Here is a 16765-nt window from a genome sequence, read left to right on the forward strand (position 1 = left end):
TTCTCCCTTCTACCCTCTTTTTGCTTGTAATATTTGTCTCTAATTTTTTTCTAATTTTTTTCTATAACTTCTCTAACGGTTGTTGTCATTAGGAAATTGCAATTTTGGTATCATATTAGCAATTAATAAGAAGGCAATGCATTTCAAAGGAGTATTAATCACCGCCATCGTTACGTCGTTTTGGATTTTTGAACCGGCTGATGCCCAGACAAAATACAGTTTGCAACAAGCTTTGCAAACCGCCAAAACGAACAATCCTAATCTTAAAAGGGAGCAGTTTAACGTAAATATTGCTGAAACAGACATTGTTACAGCAAATTTACGGCCTAACCCGGTACTAAATAATCAGTCTTTACAACTGATAAAACAATCAAAATTTCCGGACAATACCAGCTGGGCAAATCACTTGAATCGCCAGGTTTGGTGGCAGGTGACGAAACCTTTCCAAATGCCGGAATTGAGACGGAATAAAATTGAATACGCTAATCAGAATGTAATTCTGAATCAAAAAGCATACGCGGAAACGGAACGGAATCTGTTTCAGGATGTGGCAAACAAGTGGCTTGACGTATGGTCAGCACGCAAGCAGCTTGATATTCTTAATATTGCTAAAAGTAATATAGACACACTGGTTAATACAAACAGAATTCGTTTAAAAAATCAGGTCATCACAACAACGGATCTGGCGCGGACGGAACTTTTGGCTAACCAGTATAACGTTCAAATGAGAACGGCTGATCAGAATTACAAGAACGAGCTTGTTAATTTGAAGTTCCTGATTGGTATTACTGATAACATTAGCGTTGACACAACAGACAATTTTTTGTTTGCTTTCCCGACAAATATTGATGATTTGTTACAGGATGCCTTGCAATCGAGAAGTGATATCCAGACTTTGAAGTCGACTATTAACGTTGCCAACTCTAATATCAAATTGCAAAAATCAATGGCCCTGCCCGTTCCGGAATTGGGTGCGATTTTTAACCCACAAAACGGTGCACCTTACGCCGGTATCTATGGTACGATTGCTATCCCGTTGTTTTCTAGAAACCAGGGAGAAATCAAAAAATCGCATGTATTGAAGCAACAGGCCGAACAGGATTTGGTTGCCACCCAATCCTTAATTCAAAGTGAGATTACAACTGCATATAGCAGCTACCAGACCCAGAAAGTGAATCTGCAAAATTTCACAGGTTTATTAACACAGTCTCAAACAATTTTGAACAACGTGAAATATTCTTATTTGCATGGCGGAACAACGATCATAGATTTTCTGGAAGCACAAAGAAGCTGGCTGGATACGCAACAACAATACTACGAAACCTTACAATTATACCGTCAGAGCTATATTAAACTCTTGTACGCATCTGGCATAATCAATCAAATCGCGCAATAATATCATGAAGAATTTTTTTAAATACGGCTGGCTTTTTGGAGTAATGCTTATTGCCTGCGAGAAGAAAGAAAACAAATCAGCCCCTGTCGAAAATATTGAACCGAAAATAACCGAAAACGGTGCAAGGATTGAATTTCCAAAGGTGGAAAGTGTAAAGTTTTTTCAAACGGAAACGATTGGAAGTAGCTCGCTTACAGCCGATATTACTGCGCCAGCAACGGTTTCAGCCACTGTTGTAAAATCAAATGAAGGCGCGTCTCAAAATATCGTTTTGTTTCAAAATCCTGAACTGGCCGGAAGTTATACCCAGCTGATCCAGCATTTGATTACGATTAACCAGATTCAGAATGTCAACATAAAACAAAGAAAAATTGAGCTTGGCAGAGTTCAGGATTTGCAGGCACATGGCGCGGCAACTGGAAAAGATTTACTTGATGCTCAGACAGCTATGGCTATGGAAGAAACAAACCTGAATAACGAAAGAGCTGCGCTGATCGAACATGAGACGAAATTAAAAGAAGGTGGATTTCAGGCGGAATTGTTGCGTAGAGCTAAGGCCGGAACAGCTTATATCACCTGTGATATTCCTGAAAACGATGTTAGTAAAATAAAGAACGGTAGCCAGTGTGTACTACAATTCACAGCTTTTCCTAATGAAAAATTTACTGGAAAAATTGACAACGTTGCCGATATGGTAGACACTGCAACACGGATGATCAAGCTGCGTGTATCGCTGAACAATTCGGATAACAAGTTGAAAGCCGGGATGTTTGGTACGTTGATGTTTGGTGTAAGTGAAGGAAAAAATATCAGTGTGAGCAAAGATGCGATCATCACCATTCAGGGCAAAAATTATGTTTTTGTGAAGGATGGTACTTCTACTTTCAAACGTAAGGAAGTGAATATCGGCGATCAGGTTGGCGACAGAATTATTGTTTTTTCAGGTTTGAATAATGATGATTCGATTGCTATTAAAGGTGTAATGCAGTTGAAAGGACTTTCTTTCGGTTATTAATTCAACTTCCAAATTATGCTACAAGCACAGATATTTATCGGAAAAGATCAGTTTTTCCGTGAACAGCCGCTATACGAATATATCATGCAGTTTCTGTTGAAACAGAAAATCCGGGGCGCAACCGTTTTTGTCGGTCGACTGGGATATGACGAAAGCAAGCATCTTAACAGGCCATTTGATCTTTTCAGTTTCGATGAGACGCCGATTTTGATCACCTTCATTGATGAAGAAGAAAATGTAAAATCAGCTTTGACTGCACTGCGCAAAGAAGTGAAAAGCGGATTTATTATTACCAATCACGTAGATAAGTGGAATTAGATGATTAAGAACTTGCTTTTTTTTAGTTTGCGAAACAGATGGGTGGTTATTTCCATCAGTTTTGTACTTATGGGCATCGGTTACTGGTGCTTCACCCAGCTCAAAATAGAAGCCTACCCTGATATTGCGGATACCAACGTAATCGTGATCGCACAATATCCTGGCCGGGCGGCGGAAGAAGTGGAACAACAGGTCACTGTTCCAATCGAACGTGCTTTACAAAATACACCCAATGTTTTAGACCGCAGAAGCCGTACTATTTTCGGGCTTTCTGTTGTTCAGCTTACTTTTAAAGATGGAACAGACGATTATTTCGCAAGACAGCAGGTTTTGGAAAGAGTTGCGGCCGCGGAATTACCTGCGGGTGTAGCGCCGGAGCTGGCTCCCCTATCTACGGCCGTTGGTGAAATCCTGCGTTACGTTGTTGAAGCGCCTCCAACATTCAGCCCTACACAATTGAGAGATTTGCAGGATTGGGTTATCAAACCAGCATTACTTCAAGTGCCTGGTATTGCAGATGTTACCACTTTTGGTGGTCCGTTGAAACAATTTCATATTCTGACATCGCCTCAAAAGCTTGTTAAATACGGTCTTTCATTACAAAATGTGATGGATGCTGTGGATGCTAATAACCAGAATACCGGTGGCAATATCATTTCCCGAGGAGGACAAGGTTTTGCGGTGCGTGGTCTTGGAGCAATTAAGAATGACGAAGATATTAAAAATATCGTACTGAAATCTGCCAATGGTGTTCCGGTATTTCTTCGTGATGTGGCCACGGTGGAAATAACTCCACCACCGCCTAGCGGAGTAATGGGTTATACCATTACAAAAGATAGCGTGGATGTGAGCGGCGGTGTTGAGGGAATTATTCTTTTGCGTCGGTATGAAAATCCAAGTGAGGTTTTGAAAGTTTTGAAACAAAGAATGGCGGATCTTACGGAAACAGAACTTCCTGAAGGCGTTACGCTGCGCCCTTTGTATGATAGAAGTTTCCTTATCGATCATTCACTTGAAACAGTAGCGCATACCCTTTTCGAAGGTATTTCAATCGTAATTATTCTTTTGATTTTCTTCCTGGGAAGTATCAGGAGTGCATTGGTTGTAGCCTTGACAATTCCTTTTTCTCTGTTATTTGCTTTTATTCTGATGCGTCTGACAGGAATTCCGGCCAACCTTCTTTCTCTTGGAGCCATTGACTTTGGTATCATTGTCGATGGTGCCTGTGTAATGGCGGAACATTTGATTCGAAAATACAGAACAGCGACGGTTGAGGAGAAACAACAAGGCATTGTAAAGATTACTTTGCTTGCTGCTCAGGAAGTTGGACGTGAGATTTTCTTCTCGGTTACAATCATCATTCTTGCTTATATGCCGATTTTGTTAATGACACGAGTGGAAGGAAAATTATTTTCACCCATGGCTTTAACGCTTGCATTCGCAGTTATCGGCTCAATGCTGGCGGCGTTAACTTTTATACCCGTGTTAATTTCCTTCGCTTATAAGAAGCAATTAGCAAATCCGGAGAAACCAATGAAGGAACATAAGAATTTTGTTCTGGATGGTTTAACAAAACTGTATGCCAAAACAATTGCAAAGTTTTTGACTTATTACAAAACAACAGTACTGATCGGTTTTGCAGTAGTAATGATTTTGGTACTGTTTGGTGCAAAGCTGGGTTCTGAATTCTTGCCAACGCTGGATGAAGGCTCTATCTTTTTGAGAGGAAACTTTGCGGCTGGTATTACCATTCAGGAAAATGCAAGTTATGCGCCGAAGATAAGAAGTATCATCGCAAAATATCCTCAGATATCTTTTGTGATCACGCAGTCAGGACGAAATGATGATGGTACGGATCCATTTCCGGCCAATAGAAATGAAATTCTGATTGGTTTGAAAGATTACGATCTGTGGGCAAAAGAAATAACTAAAAAAGAACTTGTTCAAAAGATAAAGGCGGATTTGCAATCGCAATTACCTTCTGTTGCCTTTTCTTCCGGTCAGCCTATTATTGACCAGGTTATGGAAATCGTGACAGGAAGTGCAGCCGATCTTGCTATTTCTATTGTTGGTGATGATCTTGGAATGATGCGGATGAAGGCAGATAGTATTACAAAAATTGTAAAAGAAACTGCTGGTGCTGAAAACGTTAACATTGAACAGGAAGGTCCGCAGGAACAATTGGCTATCAATATTAATCGTCAGAATGCAGCACGTTTTGGAATAAATGTAGCTGATATCCAGAATATGATTGAAGCGGCGATTGGTGGTAAAACGATTTCAACTTTATATGACGGAACAAAACGTTACGATATCGTTGTGCGGTTTTTGCCTGAATACAGAAATTCGATTGATGTTATTAAAAACCTTCAAATCCCATCTCTGACCGGTGCGCTGATTCCTATGAACCAGTTGGCTGATATTCGTTTTATTGAAGGCCAAACAAACATTTACCGCTACGGAAGTAAAAGAATGGTAACAGTCCGTACCAATATCAGGGGCCGTGACCAAGGCGGTTTTGTGGCTGAATTGCAGAAGAAACTGGATGCGAAAATCAAAGTTCCTAAGGGTTACAGCATTGTTTATGGTGGTCAGTATGAGAATCTGGAACGTGCCGGAAAGCAATTGGCCTTTACCATTCCACTTACCATTGTGATGGTATTTTTGTTCCTTTTTATGCTGTTCAAAAATCTTTCACATACGATGGTCACCATGAGCTGCATACTATTTGCATTGGGTGGAGGAATTGTTGCTTTATTGATGCGCGGATATTATTTTAACGTATCGGCGGGCGTTGGCTTTGTAAGTATTTTCGGTATATCGGTAATGGCCGGGGTGTTGCTGATTTCTGCCTTGAACCGATCGGTTTTAAATACAGAAAATGATATGCGAACCAATGTTTTACTAGCTTCTACCGAGCAGCTTCGCGCTCTTTTATCAATACTTGTTGTTGCAATTATTGGTCTGGTCCCTGCTGCAATTTCATCAGGAATTGGTTCGGATGTTCAGCGTCCGCTTTCAACGGTAATCATTGGAGGACTGACAAGTACGCTTATTTTCGCACCGATTTTATTACCACCGCTCTACTTATGGGCGGAAAGAAAGAGGAAAGTGAAAGTCGTTAATGATGATGCAGACGAGCTTAAATTAGAATAATCTAAGGATGTTATAAGTTGATGTAGTAAGGTAAAACCCCGTTGGACTGAAAAGCCAAACGGGGTTTTTACTTTTAAAACAAAAAAAGATTCTGATCAGGTAATATCACAAATGGTCACACCTTGTTTCAACGAAGCGATGTCATCTTTACGGCTTGGTATAAATTCCTGAGCAACAAATCCTTTGAATCCTGTATCTACAATGGCTTTCATGATGGCAGGATAATACAATTCCTGCGTTTCATCAATTTCATTTCTGCCCGGTACTCCACCTGTATGATAGTGACCGATATATTTATGATATTTTTTGATTGTGGCAATTACGTCACCTTCCATGATCTGCATGTGGTAGATGTCGTACAGCAATTTGAATTTATCAGAACCGATCATTTCGCATAGTCCAGCACCCCAGGCGGTATGGTCGCACATATAATCCCGGTGATTCACCTTGCTGTTCAATAACTCCATGATCAGGGTTACATTGTATTTCTCCGCCGAAGGCATCAGACGTTTTAATCCTTCTGCGCAGTTTCTCATACCGTCAATATCGGACATGCCGTTTCTGTTTCCGGAAAAACAAATAACGGTTGTATAACCAGCTGCCTGAAGTTTCGGGAAAATCTCTTCGTAACTTTTAACCAGGGCGTCGTGGTTTTTAGGATCGTTAAATCCTTTTTCAATACCCATTCCCGCTCCGTTTGGCAAAGCACAGGTCAGGCCATATTTTTTCAAAATCGGCCATTCTTCCGGACCTAAAAGTTCGATTGATTTCAAACCGATTTTCTGGCATTCCTGGGCAAAGGTTTCCAGAGGAATTTTGGAATAACACCATTTACATACAGAATGATTTATTTTCCCTTTTAGTTCGGCTCCAAGTGCTCTGTCAGAGGCGGCAAAGGCTTTTGTCACCGATAAGGGTAATGCTGAAAGACCGGCTCCTGCTATCATTTTTTTTAACACGTTTCGTCTGTTCGTTTTTGATTTCATGTTGGGTAAATCACAATTTAGGCAATATCACAAATGGTCACACCTTGTTTCAAAGAAGCAATATCATCCTTACGGCTCGGCACAAATTCCTGGCCTACAAATCCTTTGTAGCCTGTTTCTGCTATGGCTTTCATGATCGCGGGGTAATATAATTCCTGCGTCTCGTCAATTTCATTTCTCCCCGGAACACCGCCTGTATGGTAATGGGCGATGTATTTATGATATTTCCTGATTGTTGCTATAACGTCACCTTCCATAATTTGCATATGGTAAATATCGTACAGCAGTTTGAATTTTTCAGAGCCAACCATCTCACATAATCCTGCGCCCCAGGCCGTGCTGTCACACATATAATCTTTGTGATTAACTTTGCTGTTGAGCAATTCCATCACCAGCGCTACATTATGTTTTTCAGCAAGCGGCATCAGTTTTCGTAAAGCAATGGCACAATTCATCATCCCATCCACATCACTCATACCACGACGGTTTCCTGAGAAACAGATGATCTGGTTATAGCCCGCAGCCTGAACTTTTGGGATAATATCTTCAAAACCTTTGATCAGTTCCGCATGATTCTTCGGATCGTTAAATCCCTGATCCAGACTTTTTGTCAATCCTTCTCCCCAGGGAAGTGCACAGGTTAAGCCGTATTTTTTAAGAACCGGCCATTCTTCGGGCCCACATAATTCAATAGACTTCAGTCCAATCTTCTTAGCTTCCTGAGCCAGCGTTTCTAATGGAATTTTATTATAACACCAGCGGCAAACCGAGTGATTAATTTTTCCATTCAGTTTAGGGCCAAGTGCATTTTCGGAAGCAGCCATAACCTTGGTCATGGATAACGGCAGGCTCAAAACGCCCGCGCCTGCTACAATATTTTTAATTGCGGTACGCCTGTTGGATGTACTTTTCATCAAAGTAGGTATATGTTTTTTAGTTAATTCTAGAATATTAGGGTCTGGCGCTTCCTTTTGTCACGGTTGGAAAATCCTTTGGAATTGCTTGTTTAACTTTTCCCGAAGCAGCCCATTCCGTTCCCCGCTGTAAAGTAGTAATGAAACCTACACATTTCTGAGAATAGTTTTCATGACCTAATGTGGTATGGAATATTCTTCCTTTTCCATATTTAAGCGTCATCAGCATGGGCTCATTACGGCCGGATCCTCTCTGTTCAACAGGGCTGTAAGCCGTCGCGAGTACATCCACATTTTCTGCCGGACCTCTCAAACGATCGTAAAGTTCGTCTTTCTGGTGCAACCATTCAGCCGGTAAACCTTTCATGATCGGGTGATTTGCATCTCTGGTTTTGACGATAAATTCATGCTGGTTACCATGACTTCCGCCCTTACCTTTTGCGGTATCTTTAACCATTTTACCTTTCGTGTCATCAAAATACAAATAAGGTCCTGACTTTTCGTTACGTCCCTCCCATCCACCAATGCCTATCATTTGGTTATAAGCCGGCCAGTTAGGAAATGAATTGTCAGCAGCATGAACGGTAACAAGTCCGCCGCCGTTTTTGATAAATTTTTCAAAGGCAATATTTGTAGCTTCCGGCCAGGAGTCACCGTTATAGTTTGATAAAATCACATCGTATTTTGAGAAATCCGGTTTGAAACTATCCATATTTTCTCCTTTTTTTGGAGTTGTCGCCACATCAACGGTAAAGAGACTTGTTTCTTCCAGAAATTTTTTCATGATTACAGTTCCATCGGCCATATTTCTATGGTTGTTTTGTCCGTCGATGATCAAAACTTTGTAAAGTTTTTGGCTGAATGCTTCAGAAGCAAATGATAAGTTAAATAAGCCAATAACTAAAAAAAGAATTAAACGTGTAAACGTTTTTTTTAACATAGGATGAGCGTTACTAAAAAAATAAAGCCTGAATTGAAGTAAAATTACGAAATGGGACATATCTACTATCCGATCGTTAATTTTAATTCAATCCAGGCTTTTAATACTAATCTTTACAAACTAAAATACAATTCACTATACCATTATTTTCCTCCTTTTTGAACAGCTCCCTCTTTGTAAATAGGGCTGTTTTTACTACCTCCTGATTGTAAATAAGCAACCAAATTTCTCAACTCTTTTGGGTTAAGACCGTTGATAAGCCCTGGAAGCATAATGGAAACAGGTGAGATTTTAGAGGACTCAACTTGTTTTTTAGCAATTTTGCGAATCGTTTTCTGATCAAATGGATTTTGAGCGATGTAATAGAAATTAGCATCCTCGTTCATTTGACGACCAAGAACCGATTCTCCATTTTTCAGGGTGTAGATCGTGGAGGCATATTGATCAGAAATTGCTTTGTCTGGCGTAATGATCGCTTCAAGAATATCTTTCGTTGTAAACCTGCTAGCCAATTGTGTCAGATCCGGACCGATATCGGCTCCTTCACCTTGAACCATGTGACATCTGCTACATAAAACTGCCGAGAAAATCATCTTGCCTTGTTCAAAATCACTTCCTGCAAGGCTGTCCTGAACAAGTGTTACCGCCTGGTCCACTTTCCAGCCCCTTCCCGGGCCTTTCGGATTGTATAGATTAACAAGATCATTACCATTGTTCGTTAGTCTTTCCGCTCCGGACAACTTGTTATAATAAGCCACTTTATCCTGAGGTACATTTTTCAAAGCAATTTGACGTGCTTTTTCTACAAACCCAATGTAGCTTCTTCCGCCCTGGTAACTAAATGCTTTGTCATACCATTTGAAATAAGTATCACGCAGCTCAGGAGTCCAGCCCGTTTTGGCACCGCTCAAAACGAAGGCATAAAATGTTTGCTGTTTCGCTGGCATTTTTTCAAGCATCCCAGCAATGTCCAATCCGTATTGAGGATTTCTCAGGATCAAATCTGCTGAGGCAGTTGCAGTCTCGTTGTCTTTATCATCAAAGAATTCGTTTTTTGTCAGCAAAGCCAATGTTCTCTCAACCGCTTTTGGTGCTTCAAGGAAAACAAGAAGTTTGCTATACAAACGGTTGCTCAATGCCGACTGCGACGGATAATTAGGACTCAGATAATTGGTGACCTGCGTTTTTAAAGGTCCTTCCAAAACTCCGTAACGGAAAAAAGTAACCTCAAACACGCGAAGAAGATCTTGCTGTCTGGTTTCCGTCAGGCCTTTGAAATCGATACTCACAAGTGCTTTAAGCAATGCGTCATTGTCTGCCTGGCTTCCCTGACGTGCAAGAGCAAGTAGTGCATAAATTTTTGTCTGAGGATTTGTTTCTGCAAGTGCTTTTGCTTTCCACTGCGCTACCGGCTGATGTTCAACGGCAAGACGGGCTGCGTAACGTACCGAGCGATCTGCGTGAGCAAGGTATGGCCAGGCTGCATTAACTGCTTTTGCATCAACACCAAGATGGAATTTTTCGAGGTCAGTTCTTAGCTTATGCTCAGGAGTTAAGTTTACCGTAGCTACATTAGCACCTGCTTTCAGGCTTTTGTAATCTTTGTAATAAACTCTGTAAAGATCCGATTCAAGACGACGGCCACCGGTAAGAAAGTACAAGGCCCCATCCGGACCAATGACACCATCCGTCAATGGTAAAGGAGAACCAGATAAAAATTCTTCGTGGTCCGCTGTGTAAGTTCCTCCCGATGGTTTCAAATGAAGTCCGTGTACAATACCGAAGCTCCAGTCAAAAGCAAGAAGTGTATTTTTATATTTTTCCGGAAAAAGAGCATCTTTCAGGTAAATAAGATTTGTTGGTGATCCCTGACCGATGTTCATAACCGGGGCTACGTTATCAGGAAATGAAGGTGCCCATTTGGCATCACCCGTTCTCCATCCGAATTCACTTGCGCTAGTTGCGTGGCAAACTCTTGTAGGCCGATACCAAGGCGTACCAAAATCCCATTCCATGTCAGAGTCATAGGTAAACATATCGCCCGCTTCATTGAAAGCAATGTCGAAAGGGTTTCTAAATCCTGCACTGACAAGTTCCCAGGTTTTTCCTTCCGGGTCCGTATGAGCAATCCAGCCACCCGGTGCCATTCTGTCGTTGGCGTGTCCTCTTGGATCCTTTATGAATGGGAAAAGGTTGTCGTTTGTCCAGTTCTTCGGTAAGCGATACGAATCCATTTCCGGAAGGTCAGTATGATTACCTGCTACAACGAAAAGTGATTTTTTGTCTGGCGAAAGCTGAACGCTATGCGGGCCATGCTCTCCTTCGCCTTTCATGGCTTTTAAAAGCGTAATTTTATCATACTGATCATTGTTGTTCGTGTCCTGCAAACGGTAAAGACCGCTTTTCAGCGGGAACTTTGCGCTTTCACGGTTATTGATCATCACATACAAACTGTTGAAAGCGTATAATAGACCATGGGCAAATCCCATAGCTATTTTTGCGGTATCACCTTCAATTTTAAGTGTTTCGATAACCGGCTTTTCAGTAGACCCGATTGGTGGCAGCATTGTTCTGTACAAAGAACCGTACTGATCAGAAGTGATCAACCGGCCTTTGTCATCAAAAGCCATCGAAACCCAGGAACCATCTTGCTCTTCCGATGGACTAAAAAGATGTTCTGCCTTGAATCCTTCTGCAAGTTTTAGTTTATCAACTTTCGAACCAGGGGGCCGGTGTTTAGCGGTTCGGTTGCTTAACATCACTCCGCAAAAAACGCAGACGGCCATAATTACCGCAAGCGTCATTGGAAGTTTAGACCATTGTTTTTTTGTGTACATTTTACAGCTCAGAGTTTAAGTAATATAAATTTTAAAGTATGATGAATTCCGTATTATACTGTTCCATTAACTTAAATAAAACTAACTTAATCTTAAAAAAATCAGATTTTGCAAGTATAAAAGGATTGATTGATCCCACCATCCTGTTCTGTCGGGTATAAATATAAATTAAGCAAATTCTAACGAATTTAAAGTAAAAATTATATACTTTTTAAAAGTATTTTAAGTATAATAAATATAAATTTTTATAATACAATTGATATTTATGAAAATAATTAATTGTAATAAATATAATTAAAAGTTCAATACATATTAATTATATTGTATGTATGATAAATTTTAAACAAGACATTTTTAATTTGTTCTGCTTTTAAAAATAAAAAGTGCAGTAAGATCATACTTACCGCACTTTTTACCTTATTATAGACTATTGAGTTTCTTAAGATCAATATTAAAAATTAGGCGTCAAAGCAGATTCAACTGCCGGTAATCCATAGTACTGGTCAAGAACCGTGAATGCATTTCCCGGAGGAAATGATCCTGCCGGGAAGTAATATGCCGCAGGATTCGCTTTTACCCTTGCACCATAAGGGACAATGATTTCCTGGATTCTCCCGGTTCTCACGATATCAAACCATCTCTTGTTTTCAAAAGCAAGCTCGACTCTTCTTTCTTTGAAGATTGCTTCCCGAAGATCCGCCTGGGAAGAAGCTGTTGTTGCCGCTAGTCCTGCCCTCGCTCGTACCTGATTCAGGTAAGGAATTGCATCAGAGGATTTGCCAGATTCATTTAAGCTTTCAGCAAGGAAAAGAAGTACTTCTGCATAACGGTATACAGGGAAATTCTGACCTGTATTACCTTGCTGCGTATGCTTGCGGGCAAACTTTTTAATGTATGGATATTTTTTATCAACTCTCGCGCTTTGACTTAAGGTTACGTATCCAATGTTGACATCCTTTCTTTTGTCACCTGTTTCAAAAGCAGCAATGATATCCGGAGTAGGAATGTCGTTACTTTCCTGCGAAGTAGGCTGTGTATTATTTGTTCCTGTGATTGGGAACAATTCTTCCGCAGTGATTGGCGAAGGCATGATCTGATAAAGTAAATTGCCATTATATCCCGCCGCACCTTCCATGTATTGTACTTCAAAAACAGATTCAGCGTTGTTTTTATTATCAGCTGTTCCGGAAAAAGCGTTGTCATAATTCGGCATTAAAGAATATTCTCCGCTTTTTACGATATCAGCCAGTAAAGTTCCCGCGTCGGCCCATTTCTTTTGTACAACGTAAAGATTTGCAAGCAACATTTTAGCGGTTCCCGAGGTTACTCTTCCAGCTTCTTGTTTCGATTTTGACAACAAAGAAGTTGAAGCTTCCTTAGCATCTTTTTCGATTTGCGCATAAATGTCTTCAACCTTCGATAACGGTAACGCAGCTTCCTGACGTGTTGTTACCGGAATAAGATGAAGAGGGACAGAGCCGAAATATCTGGCCAGTTCAAAATAAGCAAAGGCTCTCAAAAACAAGGCTTGCCCTTTAAGATTAGCCTTCACAGCAGCATCGAAATCTACTCCGTCTATTAGTACGAGTATCTGATTTGCTCTGGCAATGATCAGGTAATCCTGACGCCATTGCTGCAAAACATTGTCATTAGCGGTAACGCCATTGGCCGTAGGGATGGCGAAATCTGCAATGTTTTCTGTCGCATCAACTGCACCGTAAAGCGGGTTACGAGCATAATAAGCATTGTCTGAATGCAACTCGCCCAATTTCCATGCGCGGTCATTGAAAATGGTTCTCAATGGCGCATAAGTTGCGTTTATAGCGAATTCAAAATCAGCCTGGGTTTTGTAGTAGACATCATAACTTAAATTTGTCTCAGGTAAAACGGTCAGGAATTTATCCTGGCAGCTTGTAAATGCCAATGTGGCCAGACAAGCGATTATTAGTTTTTTTCTCATTATCAATATCGATGAATTGTTAATAGCTGGCTAAGGTATTTTAGAAGTTCAGGTTGATACCTACTGTCCAGGTACGTGGCACAGGATAGTTAGAAAAATCACGTCCAAGGCTTAGGTTGTCGCCAGGGCCATTACCATCAGGTTGTCCACTTGTTTCAGGATTCGGGCCGCCCCAATATTTTGTGAACACGTACAATTGTTGTACAGAAGCATAAAGGCGTGCTGACTTAAATATTTTATTTTTAATACCGATATTATAGCCCAACGTCACGTTCTTAATCGTAAAGTAAGATGCATTGGCAAGGAATTGGGTACTAGCCCAGTCTCTTTCAAGCCCTGTGTAGTTTCCCCCGTTGTTTGTTGCACCAAACATGCCTTTTCCAGGTGTAATTACGGTTGTAGCAACACCGGCAGTATTGTTTTGAACCCGGAAGCGATCTTTCACACCAGCCACCATGTTGAACACCCCATCAAGGTTGGCTGTACTGTACAAATGGGTTACATAAAGCTGATTGCCTTGTGACCCTGATCCTGTGATGGAGAAGTCGAAGTTTTTATAGGATACGCTGTTTGTGATACCGTATGTGAATTTCGGGAATGGATTACCAATAACAGTTCGGTCATCCTTGTCACCACCGTTGGTAATTACGCCATCACCATTTAAGTCTTTGTATCTGATTACCCCAATAGCAGAGCGACCTGGTACGACAGGTTGATTCTTAAGTTCTTCGGCACTGCTGTAATATCCGTCTTTAACCAAACCGTAGAACTGACCAAAAGGCTTACCCACCTGCGTAATGTTAACAGCACCATATACACGATCAATCCCATCTGAAAGCGCGAGTACCTTATTTCTATTGAATGAAATGTTGGCGTTGGTCGTCCATTTAACCTGACCTACTGTGTTACGTGTTGTCAATGAGAATTCATGTCCCCAGAATTTAATTTCACCAATGTTGTCATTGTAGTTACTGAAACCTGCTTCCTGCGCAATTTGTACACTGTAAAGAAGGTTGGTAGTTCTCTTTGTATAGAAGTCATATACAAAAGTGACGCGGTCATTAAACAAACCAAGATCAAGACCAAGGTCAAACTGTTTTGTTTTTTCCCATCCAAGATTACGGTTTTGCAGAGAAGTTACTGCCGCACCCGGGGCTACTGTACTTCCAAATACTGAGTTAATCGTGTTATCAACCGTAGCGTATTGGGTATAGTTACCGATATTGTTGTTACCAATTACACCATAACTGGACCGAAGTTTTGCGAAAGAAACTTGTTTTATATTTTTCACGAAAGCTTCATCGGACAAGACCCAACCCACGGAAGCGGAAGGGAAAACCCCCCAACGGTTGTCAGCGCCAAAACGTGAAGAACCATCCGCACGTACGGATGCCGTGAAAAGATATTTACCTTTGAAGTTGTATGTCAAACGTGAAAGATAAGAAGACAGTGTATATTGGTTTACTCCACTGTAAGTCGATGTTAGCGGATTACTGCCGCGTACAATGTTTATTGCACTTTGGGGAGTTGAAATACGGTCATCCGGGTATACATTCGCAGCAACCTGTAATACTTCCTCGCGAACTTTTTGTTTCGTGAAACCTGCAAGCAATTCAAAATTATGATCACCTAACGTTTTATTATAAGTAACCGTGTTTTCGTTCAGCCAGCTGAAATTTTGTGTATTCGACCGGATCGATGCTGCTGTTGTAGGAATTGGTACGTTGATCTGGTAAGTCGCCGTGGAAGGGTTAAAATAAAAGAACTTCGTTGCCAAAAATTCCGTGTTGAAGGACGTTTTAAAAGTAAGCCCTTTAATCGGTGAATAAGCCGCATAAGCATTGCCAAGGAAACCGGTTTTCTTGGTTTCATTAGTCAATTGGTTGGCAGCACGTACCCAGTTTGGATAATTGAAGATGTTACCTGTATTTCCTGGGAAATTATTATAGGTTGTCAGGTTCCCGTTTGCATCGTAGATTGGCATAACCGGCCAGGTATGCAATGCATTGAAAAGAATACCTGTACCACGGTCACCATCCGATTTTGGGGTGTTGTCATAAATGTAAGACGGAGCAATGTTAAAGCCAAGTTTTACTTTGTTGCTGACACGGTACTCCTGGTTGATACGTAGCGTATATCTTTTGTAAGAGTTGTTCAAAACAACACCTTGTTGATTGAAAACCCCAGCAACCACAGAAGTACTGGATTTGTCAGTGTTGGTGCTTATGGTCAGGTTATAGCTTTGAAGCGGAGCGCGGCGAAGTAGTGCACGATACCAATCATTGTTTTTACCCCGATATTGCGAAGGATCCTTAAATACGTCAGGTACTGGCTGGTTCTGGTCTTCGTAATATTCTTTTTTGAACTGAGCGAATTCTTCGGCATTCAACATTTTTACTAATCCTCTATCCGGTACATTCTGAGTGCCTGCGTATACATTAAGGCCGATATTTGTTTTTCCGTTAGTTGATTTTTTGGTAGTAATCAACACAACGCCATTCGCAGCACGTGAACCATAAAGAGAAGTTGAGGCAGCATCTTTAAGAATAGTTATGTCCTCAATTTCGTCCGGGTTCATGTTCCCAATATTTCCAGTAATCGGGAAACCGTCAATTACGTAAAGAGGATCGCTACCAGCAGAAACGGATAGTTGGCCACGAATACGAATCTGCATCCCCTGACCTGGCTTACCTGTTGTCTGGTTGATCTGAACACCGGCCAGTTTTCCCTGTAATTTCTGAGTAATCTGTGAAACCGGTATATCTTTAATCTCGTCCGATTTGATTGTTTGGACTGCGCCTGTGATTTCTTTTTTCAACTGGCTACCGTAACCCACAACGACGACTTCTGACAATGATTTTGAATCAACTTCTAATTTAATATCAACAGTTGTTCGCGTACCCGTTTCAATTTCCTGAGACAAATATCCCATAAATGAAAAAATCAGCTTACCTCCTTTATCCGGTGTACTAATTGTGTATTCTCCGGTTTCATTTGAAACGGTACCCGTTGTTGTTCCTTTCAAAACTACACTTACGCCAGGAAGCCCCTGACCTGTTTCGTCTGTAATTTTTCCTTTAACAGGATGGTCTACGATAGCTCGCGATGATGGATTGTAAGCAAAAGCGGCTGTACAAAGTAAAAGTCCGATAAAAAGCTGAAACAGGGATATCCTGGTAATCTTGTACAATAAAGCGTACAATTGTAATTGTCGCGGTTGGTTCATAAATTTGATGGTTTTAT

At 40.9% G+C, this 16765-nt stretch carries 10 protein-coding genes; 4 read left to right on the top strand and 6 right to left on the bottom strand.

The features are described from left to right. The first annotated feature begins 136 nt into the window (after positions 1 to 136). The 4 genes from FZF08_RS04380 to FZF08_RS04395 are packed head-to-tail and all read left to right on the top strand — an operon-like array spanning position 137 to position 5885. On the top strand, positions 137 to 1396 hold the full coding sequence (locus FZF08_RS04380; protein ID WP_159467430.1) for a TolC family protein: 1260 nt from the start codon (positions 137 to 139) through the stop codon (positions 1394 to 1396). A 4-nt stretch (positions 1397 to 1400) separates the two neighbouring features. After that, positions 1401 to 2411, top strand: coding sequence for an efflux RND transporter periplasmic adaptor subunit (locus FZF08_RS04385; RefSeq protein WP_159467431.1), 1011 nt, complete (start codon positions 1401 to 1403; stop codon positions 2409 to 2411). Between the two features lie 15 nt (positions 2412 to 2426). Then, a complete protein-coding gene (locus FZF08_RS04390; RefSeq protein WP_159467432.1) occupies positions 2427 to 2729 on the top strand; it encodes a DUF190 domain-containing protein in 303 nt (100 codons plus the stop codon). Further along, positions 2730 to 5885, top strand: coding sequence for an efflux RND transporter permease subunit (locus FZF08_RS04395; RefSeq protein WP_159467433.1), 3156 nt, complete (start codon positions 2730 to 2732; stop codon positions 5883 to 5885). It begins immediately after the preceding gene. Positions 5886 to 5980: 95 nt separating this feature from the next. Here FZF08_RS04395 and FZF08_RS04400 read toward each other — a convergent pair whose 3' ends face one another. The 6 genes from FZF08_RS04400 to FZF08_RS04425 form a co-directional block, all read right to left on the bottom strand. After that, complete coding sequence (locus tag FZF08_RS04400) at positions 5981 to 6871, bottom strand: hydroxypyruvate isomerase family protein (RefSeq protein WP_159467434.1); 891 nt, start codon at positions 6869 to 6871, stop codon at positions 5981 to 5983. 17 nt (positions 6872 to 6888) lie between these two features. After that, complete coding sequence (locus tag FZF08_RS04405) at positions 6889 to 7785, bottom strand: hydroxypyruvate isomerase family protein (RefSeq protein WP_159467435.1); 897 nt, start codon at positions 7783 to 7785, stop codon at positions 6889 to 6891. 37 nt (positions 7786 to 7822) lie between these two features. Further along, a complete protein-coding gene (locus FZF08_RS04410; protein ID WP_159467436.1) occupies positions 7823 to 8725 on the bottom strand; it encodes a ThuA domain-containing protein in 903 nt (300 codons plus the stop codon). A 143-nt stretch (positions 8726 to 8868) separates the two neighbouring features. Then, positions 8869 to 11562, bottom strand: coding sequence for a c-type cytochrome (locus tag FZF08_RS04415; RefSeq protein WP_159467437.1), 2694 nt, complete (start codon positions 11560 to 11562; stop codon positions 8869 to 8871). A gap of 451 nt (positions 11563 to 12013) precedes the next feature. Beyond that, on the bottom strand, positions 12014 to 13522 hold the full coding sequence (locus FZF08_RS04420; protein WP_159467438.1) for a RagB/SusD family nutrient uptake outer membrane protein: 1509 nt from the start codon (positions 13520 to 13522) through the stop codon (positions 12014 to 12016). 40 nt (positions 13523 to 13562) lie between these two features. Continuing rightward, the gene (locus FZF08_RS04425) at positions 13563 to 16748 is read right to left on the bottom strand and encodes a TonB-dependent receptor (protein WP_159467439.1); all 3186 of its coding nucleotides are present in this window, start codon (positions 16746 to 16748) and stop codon (positions 13563 to 13565) included. Between the last annotated feature and the right edge of the window lie 17 nt (positions 16749 to 16765).

Source organism: Dyadobacter sp. 3J3 (assembly GCF_009801115.1).
Taxonomy (GTDB): domain Bacteria; phylum Bacteroidota; class Bacteroidia; order Cytophagales; family Spirosomataceae; genus Dyadobacter.